Raw genomic sequence first — 12,031 nt, forward strand, 5'->3', positions numbered from 1 at the left:
GTCCCCATTACTCATGATGTGAAGGAACGCCAGCGGAACCACCCCGAAGGGCGGCCCCGCTGTCGTCGTGTCAGAGCCTGACCGCTTGGAAGCCTTGCGGCAACCGCGGATCAGTGATGCTCAGTCTTGACCACCGGGTCGGAACCCGCCACCAGCTTGTTGACGATCTCGGTGGAGGTCGAACCGTAGGCCGAGAGGTCGACCCCGCTCAGCTTGATGGTCACGTCCGCCGCGCCGCCAGTGTTGATCTGCCCGGTGGTGCTCACCTGCAGGGTCGAGGTCGAGGTATCGACCTTCAGGTAGCTGAGGATGTCGTTGTGCGCGGTCTCCGGCAGCAGGTCGCTGATGTCGATGCGGTCGCCTTCGCCGGCGTTGAAGTCGGTGATGGTGTCCTTGCCGATATCACCGGCCCTCCAGATGAAGGTATCGGCACCCGCGCCGCCAGTGAGGATGTCGTCGCCTTTGCCGCCCGTGAGCTGGTCGTTGCCGGTTCCACCGAAGAGGATGTCATTGCCATTCTCGCCGAACAGGAAGTCGTTGCCGCCCTGGCCGTAGAGGATGTCGTTGCCATCGCCGCCATACAGGTGGTCGTCGCCGCCACGGGTATCGCCGTCGACGTTGAACAGCGCGTGGTTGGCCTTGATGTAGTCGTACATCTCGTCGCTGGTGGCTGCGTGGCCATTCTTCAGCTCGAGGAATGCCGAGAGCGCGCTGACACCCGAACCCGCCGGCATGTCGGCCGGTTTGGCCGGATTGCCATTGACACCCCAGGGCAGGTTATCGGTGTTGATGGTGTCGCCGAAGATGATGTCGTCACCCGCACCACCGGAAATGGTGTCGTGGCCCGAGGGCGCCAGCTCGGTCGAGGTGGAGCCCCCATGCAGTGCGGCGGTGAGGTCGCTGGCCTGCTTGACGATATCCACCTGGCCGGTGGGTGCCTGGGTGGTGGTGATCTGCTTGAGGTTGTCGAGCGTGACGGTGGCGGTGCCGGCAGAGGTGTTGTCGGTCAGCACGTAGTCGATGCGATAGGTGCCTTCGCCGACCGCCTTGTCGGTGGAGTAGGTGGCGTTGTTCGACGACGATGTCAGCGTGTGCGTTTCGATCGTCGACCAGGCGCCGTTGACGAGCTGCTTCAGCGTCCAGGTGAAGGTGTCCCCGCTGCGCATGCTTTCGGTGAAGTCGAAGCTGAAGGTCGAGGTGCTGTTCTTGGCGACGGTCAGGTCCGAGGTGATGGCGGTGGTGGAGCCGCTGGCACTGGTGTCGGTCATGGACAGCTTGTTGCCGGAGATGCCGACGGAGCCGGTGCCGCTCTTGGTCAGCGTCCAGCCTGGCAGGGCGCTGTTGTTGTCGAAGGTGAACAGCGTCGAAGTGGTGGTGTAGGACACCGTGCCGACACCGGTGACGTTGGTGTTGTCGAAGTACTTGAGGGTGCTCTCGTTGACATTGGTGCCGATGCCGATGGCACGGACTTCGCTGAGCGCCGAGAGGCTGGCGAAGGCTTGCGTGGTGTTCTGCATCAGCGTGCCGCTGCCGCTGGACTCGGTCGGGTCACCGTCGGTGAGGAACAGGGTGATGTTCTCGTAGCCGTTCTTCTGGGTGTTGAACCAGCTGACCGCCTGGCCGAACGCTTCCTGGTAGTCGGTGCCGCCGGTGGCCTGCAGCCCCTGGGACTGGGATTGGCCGATGGCGTTGAGCAACTGATTGATGTTGGCATCGGACAGGTCGCTGATGCTGACCTTCAGGCTTGCGCTGCTCTGGAAGCCGATCAGGGAGATGTTGATGATCCCGTCGTGGCCCTTGAGCTCGTTGGCCAGGTTGATCAGCGCGTCCTTGACCAGCTTCATGCGCGAGTCGGCGTACGCCGCGCCCGACTGGCCGGCGAGGTTGTAGGCCATGCTGCCGGAGGTATCCACCACCAGGGCGATGTTGTAGTTGGTGCCGCCCTGGGTGAGCGTCTTGATGCCGCCCACATCGCCGAGGATCACGTCATCACCCGAGCCGCCGGTGAGTGTGTTGTCGCCGTTGGGGGTCGTCGTCGGGATCTGTACCTGGCCGACATGGATGTCGAAGCCATAGGTGCCCGAGGTATCGACGCCACCGTTGGCCACGCCGCCGCTGTCCTGCACTGCGAACTCGAAGTGCGCATTGCTGCCCGATCCGTCCGGGACGAAGGTCAGTTTCCCGCTGGAAACATCGCTGGCCTTGATCGACTGGCCGGCGCTCACGGCCTGACCGTTGAGCAGCAGGCTGCCGGTAGTCGGCAGAGCCTTGATCAGGATGTTCTGCAGGCTGTGGGTCTGGCCGTTGGCGGAGTCCGCGGTGTCGCTGAAGGCGAAGTCCTTGAGGGCGAAGGTGTAGGTCTTGCCGGCGTAGACGCTGGCCGAACCGTCCGCCGACAGCGGCGCATCGTTCACTGGAGTGACATTGAAGGTCAGGGTGCTGGACGAGCTGGAGAACCCATCGTGGCTGTCCTGCACCGAGAACTTCAGGGTTGCATAGGTGCTGCCCGCGGCGTTGGCCACCGGGGTGTAGACCAGGCTGGCGAGCAGGCTGACGGCGATCACCTGGCCGGCGGTCACCGACTGGCCGTTGAGGGTCAGGCTGCCGGCGGTGGGCAGGTTGTCGATGCGGATCGCCTTCAGTGCATCGCCGGCATCCTTGTCGCTGAAGCCGAAGTCGCTGGCGCTGAAGCTGCGCTTGCCGTCCTCGTTCAGGGTCAGGGTGCTGTCGGTCGCGGTGGGCAGGTCGTTGCTGCCGGTCACGGTGATGGTCACGGTGGCCGGTGCGCTGACCGCACCCTGGGTGTCCTTCGCGGTGTAGGTGAAGGTCACCTGGCGCGATTCGCCGACGTTCAGTGAATCGAAGTCAGTCCCCGGGTTGAACACGTAGCTGCCGTTGGCGTTGAAGGTGAGCGTGCCGTTGCCGGCGCCCACGCCTTGTACCAGCGCATAACCATTGAGGTTGATCGCACTGTCGATATCGGTAGCTGCCGGTACCTGGCCGTTGAGCGTGTTGTTCTCGCCGGTGGTCTGCAGGTCGTTCTTGGCTTCCGGTGCATCGTTCACCGCGTTGACACCCACAGTGACGGTGGCGGTGCTGGTGGCGCCGTGGCCGTCGCTGATGGTGTAGGTGAAGCTGCCGGCGCCGTTGAAGTCCTTGGTCGGCGTGAAGACGACGTTGCCGCCCTCGAGCTTCACGCTGCCATTGACGGCGCCCTGGACGCTGATGATCGAGAGCTTGTCGCCGTCCACGTCGCTGTCGTTGCCCAGCAGGGTCTGCGGGGCGATGGTCAGCGGGGTGTCCTCGTTGGTCACCAGCTCGCTCACGGCGTGGGTCAGCGCGGTGCCGCCGACGGTGGTGTAGGTGCCGCCCTGCGGACGCATTTCCACCTGCAGTTGCGCCTGGCCGCCCTGATCCCAGTAGACGATCTCGATGCTGTGGTTGCCGCTCTGGGCGATGGTGAACACCGCCGATTCGCGACCGGTCGGGCTTTGAACACCGTCGTATTTGAACACTTCCACACCGTCGATCTTGATGCTGAAGCCATCGTCGGCGTTGACCCGCAGCTGGTAGTTGCCGGCGTTGAGGCTGATCGCGCCGGTGAGCTGGATGATCGCATCGGAAGTGTTCGCCGGGTCGGTGTTCAGTGAACCGGCATCATTGCCGAGGAACTTCTGCAGGTTGCCGTCGCCGCCCAGGTCACCGCCGCTGAGGTTGTAGTTCAGCGTGGTGGAGGTGAAGGTGGCGCTCGGGTTGTGCCCGGCCATGAAGGTGGTCACCTGGCTCAGGGTGGTCAGGTTGGCGCCGTCCGGGCCTTCGTTGTAGCCCCAGTAGCTGCCCTTCAGACCGCTGAGGGTGAAGTTGTCGTTCACGGCCACCGGTGCATCGTTCACTGGGGTGACGTTGAGGGTGATCTTGTTCGGCGTGGTATCGAACGCGCCATTGCTGTCCTTCACCGAGAAGGTGAAGTTGGCGTAGTTGTCGCCATTGCCGTTGGCCGCCGGGGTGAAGACCAGCTTGCCGAGATCGGCTGCGTTGATCACCTGGCCGGCACTCACGGTGCTGCCGTTGAACGTCAGCGTGCCATTGGTGGGCAGACTGTCGATGCGCACGGCACTGAGGGCGTCGTTGTGGTCGACATCGCGGAAGCCGAAGTCGCCGGCAGCGAAGGCGCGGCTGCCATCCTCGTCGAGAACGATGGTCTTGTCGGTACCTTCGGGAGTGTCGTTCGCACCGTTGACCGTAATCGTCACGGTAGCCGGAGCGCTGACCGCGCCTTGGGCATCCTTCGCGGTGTAGGTGAAGGTCACCTGGCGGCTCTCGCCCGGAGCGAGGCTGTCGAAATCAGTGCCCGGATTGAACACGTAGCTGCCGTTGGCATTGAAGGTGAGGGTACCGTTGCCGGCGCCGACGTCTTTCACCAGGGCGTAGCCGTTGGGGTTGATCGCGCTGTCGATGTCGGTCGCGACCGGTACGGATTTCGATAGCGTGGCGTTCTCGCCAGTGGATTGCAGGTCGTTCTTGGCTTCCGGCGCATCGTTTACCGGCGCGATGCCGACAGTGACGAGTTGCTCGACGCTGCCGCCATGGCCGTCGCTGACCACCACGGTAAAGCTGTCGCTGCCGTTGTAGTTGGCGGCGGGGGTGTAGGTGTAGTGGCCGTCGCTGCCGAAGATCACCGTGCCATTGGCCGGGCCGCTGCCGTTTTTCACGACGTAGGTGAGGCTATCGCCGTCGACGTCGCTGGCATGGATCTGCCCGGAAACCGGCGTGTCCTCATCGGTGCTCAGGTTCTGGGCACCGCTGACGGTCGGCGCATCGTTGACCGCGTATACGGTGACGTTCAGGTCGGCGGTACGGGTAGCCGTGTCGCCGTTGCTGGACTCGGTCGCGGTCGCGCTGACTTCCAGCTTGATGGTGCCATTGAAGTCGGCCGGCGGAGTCAGCGTCAGGGTGTCGAGGTTCCAGCCCTTGAGGTCGACGCTGTGGTGGGTGGCGTCGGCAGTGAAGCTGTTCTTGCCATCGCTGAGGGTGGCGCCTGCCGGAATCTTGCCGATGCTCACCGACAGGGTTTCCGAACCGTCGGTGTCGACCAGCGCGGCCTTGATCTTCGACAGGTTGATTGCGGTGTCTTCGTTGCCTTCATTGAGGCCGAAGACCTTGTAGTGGCTCTGGCCGGTGCTGCCGGTCAGGTCGGACAGGCGCTCGCCGCTGCCGGTCAGCTCGCTGGTGTTGTGGTACACCAGCGCATTGCCGGTGCCCAGTACCTGCGCAGTGCTGCCGTTGTCGGAGATGCTCAGGCTGTAGTTGCCCGGGCCGCTCTGGTTGTGCTGGTAGAGGGCGATGGGGTAATAGCCGCTCTCGGTCGGAGTGAAGGTGCCGCTGAACGTGCCGCTGCTACCGCCCCAGGTCGCTTCGGCGACCGTGCTGCCGCCGATCACCAGGCGCACGCTGTCATCGCCTGCGCCGGTGAAGGTATAGGTGTGGCCGGCCTCGAGGAAGATCAGGCCGCTGACCTTGGTGGCGGTGCCGGCAGTGACGTCGGTGTTGCGCACCGTATCGGTGGAGCCGTGGGTGGTCGGGGTGCCGGCGGCATCGATCTTCGCCTGCAGGTCGGCCGGCGCTGCGCCGCTGCCTCCATTGCCCAGGGCCAGGCCGGTCCAGGTGTCCACGCTCAGGCCGGTGGCGTTCGGGTGGCTGCTGCTGCCATCAAGACTCAGGTTGGGCTGGTCCGCCACCGCTTCGATGCTCACCGCGACGGTGGAGGTCGACGTACCGCCTTTGCCATCGCTGATGGTGTAGGTGATGGTGTCGGAGCCACTGAAGTTGGCCTTCGGCGTGTAGCTCAGGCTGCCGTCCTGGTTGATCACGACGGTGCCGTTGCCGGCACTGGCGCCCGTGACGATCAGGGTGTCGTGTTCGGCATCGGTGTCATTGCTCAGTACGTCGATGCGGATGGCCGTGTCTTCGTTGGTGTGTGCCGTGTCCGGCACGGCAACCGGGGCATCGTTGGTTCCGGTGACGGTGATGGTGATGGTCTGCGGGTCACTCAGCGCGCCGTTGTTGTCCTTCGCCTGGTAGGTGAAGGTGACGTTCTCGCTCTGGCCGGCGGCCAGGTGGTCGAAGGCCGTGCCCGGTGTGAAGGTGTAGCTGCCATCGGCGTTGAAGGTCAGCGAGCCTTTGCCCTGTGCCACATCGGTGGCCAGTTGATAACCCGCGATGGTGCCGTCGACGTCGGTGGCAACCGGGACCTGGCCGTGGAGAACGGTGTTTTCCTCGGTGGTCTGCGTGTCGGCGTAGGCAACGGGCTTGTCGTTGGTGCCGGTGACGGTGATGGTGATGGTCTGCGGGTCGCTCAGTGCGCCGTTGTTGTCCTTCGCCTGGTAGGTGAAGGTGACGTTCTCGCTCTGGCCAGCGGCCAGGTGGTCGAAGGCGGTGCCCGGATTGAAGCTGTAGGTGCCGTCAGCGTTGAACGTCAGGGCGCCTTTACCGGTAGCGACGTTGGTCGCCAACTGGTAGCCGGCGATGGTGCCGTCGACGTCGGTTGCGGTCGGTACGCGGCCATTCAGCACGGCGTTTTCGTCGGTGGTGGCGGTATCGCCGAAGGCGACCGGCTTGTCGTTGGTGCCATGGATGGTGACGGTCACGGTGCTGCTGGTGCCGTCTGCCGCTTTCACGGTGAAGGTGTCGGTGAGCGTATCGCCGACATTCAGCTCGTTGTAGGCGCTGTTGGCGGTATAGGTCCAGGTGCCGTCGGTGCCGAGGTCGAAGGTGCCGTGCAGGCCGGCGACGTTATTCTGCGCCTGGAAGCTGGCCGGGCCGTCGACGTCGGTGACATCGAGCTTGCCGCCAAGGGTGAGCGGGGCGTCGGTTTCGTTGGCGCTGGCGCCGGTCTGGCCGGTGATCACCGCCGCGTCATTGGTGCCGGTAACAGTGATGGTGATGGTCTGCGGGTCGCTCAGTGCGCCGTTGTTGTCCTTCGCCTGGTAGGTGAAGGTGACGTTCTCGCTCTGGCCGGCGGCCAGGTGGTCGAAGGCCGCGCCCGGGTTGAAGGTGTAGCTGCCATCGCTGTTGAAGGTCAGCGAACCTTTGCCCTGTGCCACGTCGGTGGTCAGTTGATAACCAGCGATGCTGCCGTCGATGTCGGTAGCGGCGGGAACCTGACCGTTGAGTACGGTGTTCTCTTCGGTGCTGGCGACGTCAGCCGAGGCGACCGGGACATCGTTGGTGCCGTTGATGGTGACGGTCACGGTGCTGCTGGTGCCGTCGGCCGTTTTCACGGTGAAGGTGTCGATGAGCTTGTCGCCGACATTCAGCTCGTTGTAGGCGCTGTTGGCGGTATAGCTCCAGGTGCCATCGGTGCCGAGGTTGAAGGTGCCGTGCAGGCCGGCGACGTTGTTCTGTGCCTGGAAGCTGGCCGGGCCGTCGACGTCGGTGACAGTCAGTTGACCGCCGGTGGTGATCGGTGCATCGGTCTCACTGACGCTCACGCTGGCCACGCCGCCGATGACGGCCGGGTCGTTGCTCCCGGTGACGGTAATGGTCAGGGTCTGGGTATCCGTGGCGCCGTGCTCGTCGGTGACGATGTACTTGACCACGATGTCCTTGGTCTCGCCTTCGGCGAGGGACTGGTAGGCCGGATTCCTGCCGTCGAAGGTCCAGCTGCCGTCGGTCTTCAGCACGAAGCCGGCCGGCGGGTTGCCGGAGACGCTGAAGCTCAGCTTGGCGCCGTCGTCCACATCGGTGGCGGTGAGCTGGCCCTTGCTGACCTGGTCTTCCACGGCGGCCGCGGTAGCGGCGTCAGCGCGCGGGGCATCGTTGGTGCCGGTGACGGTGATCGCCAGGAAGCTCTGGGTGCTCGCACCGTGCTCGTCGGTGACGGTGTAGGGGACATTGATGATCTGCACCGCACCCGCCTTCAGGTGCTGGTAGGCGGCATCGCTGGCGTCGAAGCTCCATTTGCCGTCGCTGCCCAGAGTCAGGCCCGCCGGGGCGGCCTGGTTGAGGCTGAAGGTCAGCTTGGCGCCGTTGTCGACGTCGATGGCCTTGAGCTCGCCGCTGATCTGCGCGTCTTCGCGGACGAAGGTCAGCGAGGGCAGGGCAATTGGTGTGTCGTTGGTGCCGGTGACGGTCAGGGTCAGGGTGTTGCTGCTGGTGGCACCGTGTTCGTCGGTGACGGTGTAGTCGATCGACAGGACCTTGGTCTCGCCGGCGGCGAGGCTCTGGTAGGCCGGGTTCAGGCCGTTGAAGGCCCAGGTGCCGTCCTTGAACAGGGTGAAGCCGGCCGGCGCCTTGTCGTTGAGGCTGAAGCTGAGCCTGGCGCCATCGTCCACGTCGGTGGCGACCAGTTTGCCGAAGCTGAGCTTGTCTTCAGTGCCCGCGGCGTTGGCAGCCTGGGCCACCGGCGCGTCGTTGGTGCCGGTGATGGTGATGGTCAGGCTGCTGGAACTGCTGGCGCCGTGTTCGTCGGTGACGGTGAACGGCACGCTGATGACCTGGGTGGCACCGGCTTTCAGGTGCTGGTACTCGCTGGCGCTGGCATCGAAGGTCCACTTGCCGTCGGCGTCGACGCTGAAGCCGGCGGGTGCGGTCTTGTCCAGGGTGTAGGTGAGCTGGGCGCCGTGGTCGACGTCGGTGGCGGCGAGCTGGCCGCTGATCTGCGCGTCTTCCTTCACCGCGCCGCTGGTGGCGCTGGCGACCGGCGCGTCGTTGCTGCCGGTGACGGTGATGGTGATGGTCTGCGGGTCGCTCAGCGCGCCGTTGTTGTCTTTGGCCTGGTAGGTGAAGGTGACAGTGTCGCTCTCGCCGTCGGCCAGGTGATCGAAGTTCGTGCCTGGAGTGAAGCTGTAGCTGCCGTCGCTGTTGAAGGTCAGCGAGCCTTTGCCCTGCGCCACATCGGTGGTCAGCTGGTAGCTGGCGATAGTGCCGTCGACATCGGTGGCAGCCGGAACCTGCCCGTTGAGAACAGTGTTCTCTTCGGTGGTGGCGGTATCGGCATAGGCCACCGGCGCGTCGTTGGTCCCGGTGACGGTAATGGTCAGGGTCTGGGTATCCGTGGCGCCGTGCTCGTCGGTGACGATGTACTTGACCACGATGTCCTTGGTCTCGCCTTCGGCGAGGGACTGGTAGGCCGGGTTCCTGCCGTCGAAGGTCCAGCTGCCGTCGGTCTTCAGCACGAAGCCGGCCGGCGGGTTGCCGGAGACGCTGAAGCTCAGCTTGGCGCCGTCGTCCACATCGGTGGCGGTGAGCTGGCCCTTGCTGACCTGGTCTTCCACGGCGGCCGCGGTAGCGGCGTCAGCGCGCGGGGCATCGTTGGTGCCGGTGACGGTGATCGCCAGGAAACTCTGGGTGCTCGCACCGTGCTCGTCGGTGACGGTGTAGGGGACATTGACGATCTGCACCGCACCCGCCTTCAGGTGCTGGTAGGCGGCATCGCTGGCGTCGAAGCTCCATTTGCCGTCGCTGCCTAGAGTCAGGCCCGCCGGGGCGGCCTGGTTGAGGCTGAAGGTCAGCTTGGCGCCGTTGTCGACATCGATGGCCTTGAGCTCGCCGCTGATCTGCGCGTCCTCGCGGACGAAGGTCAGCGAAGGCAGGGCGATCGGTGTGTCGTTGGTGCCGGTGACGGTCAGGGTCAGGGTGTTGCTGCTGGTGGCACCGTGTTCGTCGGTGACGGTGTAGTCGATCGACAGGACCTTGGTCTCGCCGGCGGCGAGGCTCTGGTAGGCCGGGTTCAGGCCGTTGAAGGCCCAGGTGCCGTCCTTGAACAGGGTGAAGCCGGCCGGCGCCTTGTCGTTGAGGTTGAAGCTGAGCCTGGCGCCATCGTCCACGTCGGTGGCGACCAGTTTGCCGAAGCTGAGCTTGTCTTCAGTGCCCGCGGCGTTGGCAGCCTGGGCCACCGGCGCGTCGTTGGTGCCGGTGATGGTGATGGTCAGGCTGCTGGAACTGCTGGCGCCGTGTTCGTCGGTGACGGTGAACGGCACGCTGATGACCTGGGTGGCACCGGCTTTCAGGTGCTGGTACTCACTGGCGCTGGCATCGAAGGTCCACTTGCCGTCGGCGTCGACGCTGAAGCCGGCGGGTGCGGTCTTGTCCAGGGTGTAGGTGAGCTGGGCGCCGTGGTCGACGTCGGTGGCGGCGAGCTGGCCGCTGATCTGCGCGTCTTCCTTCACCGCGCCGCTGGTGGCGCTGGCGACCGGCGCGTCGTTGCTGCCGGTGACGGTGATGGTGATGGTCTGCGGGTCGCTCAGCGCGCCGTTGCTGTCTTTGGCCTGGTAGGTGAAGGTGACGTCGCGGGTTTCCCCCTGGGCCAGGCTGTCGAAGTCCTTGCCGGGGGTGAAGCTGTAGCTGCCGTCCGCGTTGAAGGTCAGGGTACCGTTACCCTGGCCTACGCCAGTAGTCAGCTGGTAGCCGGTGACAGTGCCGTCCACGTCGGTGGCCGTCGGAACCTGGCCGTTGAAGGCGGTGTTTTCTTCGGTGCCGACCTTGTCGGCGTAGGCCACCGGCGCGTCATTGGTGCCGGTCAAGGTCACGGTGAGGGTCGCGGTGCTGGTGGCGCCATGCTCGTCGGTGACGGTGTAGGGCACCTGCACGACCAGGGTCTCGCCCTCGGCCAGATGCTGGTAGGCGGGGTCCTTGCCATCGAAGGTCCAGCTGCCGTCCGGTTTCAGGGTGAGGCCTGCCGGCGGATTGCCGCTGGTGGTGAAGGTGAGGGTGCTGCCCGTATCACGGTCGGTGGCCACCAACTGGCCGCCGATCACGCTGTCTTCCTGGCCGCTGGCCTGGCCATCCTGGGCGACCGGGGTGTCGTTGGCGCCCTGGATATTGATCGTGATGACGCGGGTATCGGTGGCGCCGGACGGGTCGGTGACGGTGACGGTGAAGCGTTCGCTCGGGTTCTGGCCCAGGGGCAGGGCGTTCACCGCATTGGCGTCGACCACGTAGGTGTAGGTGCCGTCGGCGTTGACGGTCAGTTCCCCGTAGGCGCCCTTGGCGCTGCCGCTCCAGGTCAGGTTGGTGTCGTCGACGTCGGTGGCGGTCAGTTGCCCCTTGATGTCGGCGAAGCTGTCGTTGGCAGCGGTGTCAGTGATGGCACTGGTATAGGTGCCCGTGGCCACCGGGGCGTCGTTCACCGGAGTGATGCCGACATTCACCACCAGGGTGCTGGATGCGCCACGGCTGTCGGTGACGATCACGGTAAAGCTGTCGGCGCCGTTGTAGTCGCCGTTGGGATTGTATTGCCAGGTGCCGTTGGGGTTCAGCACCAGCGCGCCATTGGCCGGCGCCTGACCGACACTGTAGGAAATTTGGTCGCCGTTCGGGTCGCGGGCGGAGAAGGCGCCAGTGAGCGGTGTGTCCTCGGCGGTGGTGAGGTTCAGTATGCCGTTGCCGACGTCGTTGAATACCGGCGCGAGGTTGGGTGGCAGTTCGCCCTGGCGCTCGTCCGCGGCTGCGCCGCCATTGTCCAGGCCGGAAGTGGTGTAGCCGATGTTCGGGTCAACATGGCCAGCGGTGGCGTCCAGCACCACGAAGCTGTGGCCGCCGCCAACGCCACCATTGCCGCCAGCCGCCGAAGGCGCGGCTGTCGGGCCTGCCGCGGTGGGGGCAAGGGCCTGGGTCGGGTCGAGACCCGCGGCGATGGCTTTCTGCAGGTCCTCTGTGCTCGGTGCGTTGACCGGCTGCGCGGCGGCGTGGTGCGTCTCGGCCCGCGGCAGGTCGGCGCTGCTCCATTGGGTATCGCGACCCAGGTCGACCAGCTTGCCCTCGCCGACGTCGAGCGTTACCGCGCCGGAGGCGCCGGTGAGCAGCTGCTCGCCCTGGTAGATGCGGTCACCTTCGACCAGGACGCGCTGGGCGCCTTCGGGGGATACCGCAATCACTTGGCCGATGATGCTTTTTACGACGGCGACGACGCTGCTCATGCACTTCTCCTGGTGAGGCTTGCCTGGTTGCCGACCGGCCGCAATCGAGGTCGGCTCAGGAGGCATTCCCTTGTCTGTAAGAGCAAAAAGTTTGGCGTCAAAAACATGGCTTA

At 65.1% G+C, this 12,031-nt stretch carries 1 protein-coding gene; it reads right to left on the reverse strand.

Features of this window, described 5'->3' with window-relative positions; all coding sequences use genetic code 11:
- Window positions 1-110: 110 nt before the first annotated feature.
- A complete protein-coding gene (locus AC1ZV1_RS07070; protein WP_484296072.1) occupies window positions 111-11,918 on the reverse strand; it encodes a retention module-containing protein in 11,808 nt (3,935 codons plus the stop codon).
- Window positions 11,919-12,031: the final 113 nt, after the last annotated feature.

The sequence above is a fragment of the Pseudomonas sp. BB438 genome, from assembly GCF_057180225.1.

What these genes read in the sequence shown, in the direction of transcription:
- AC1ZV1_RS07070 (WP_484296072.1), bottom strand. Translation starts at nt 11,918, where the DNA reads ATGAGCAGCGTCGTCGCCGTCGTAAAAAGCATCATCGGCCAAGTGATT.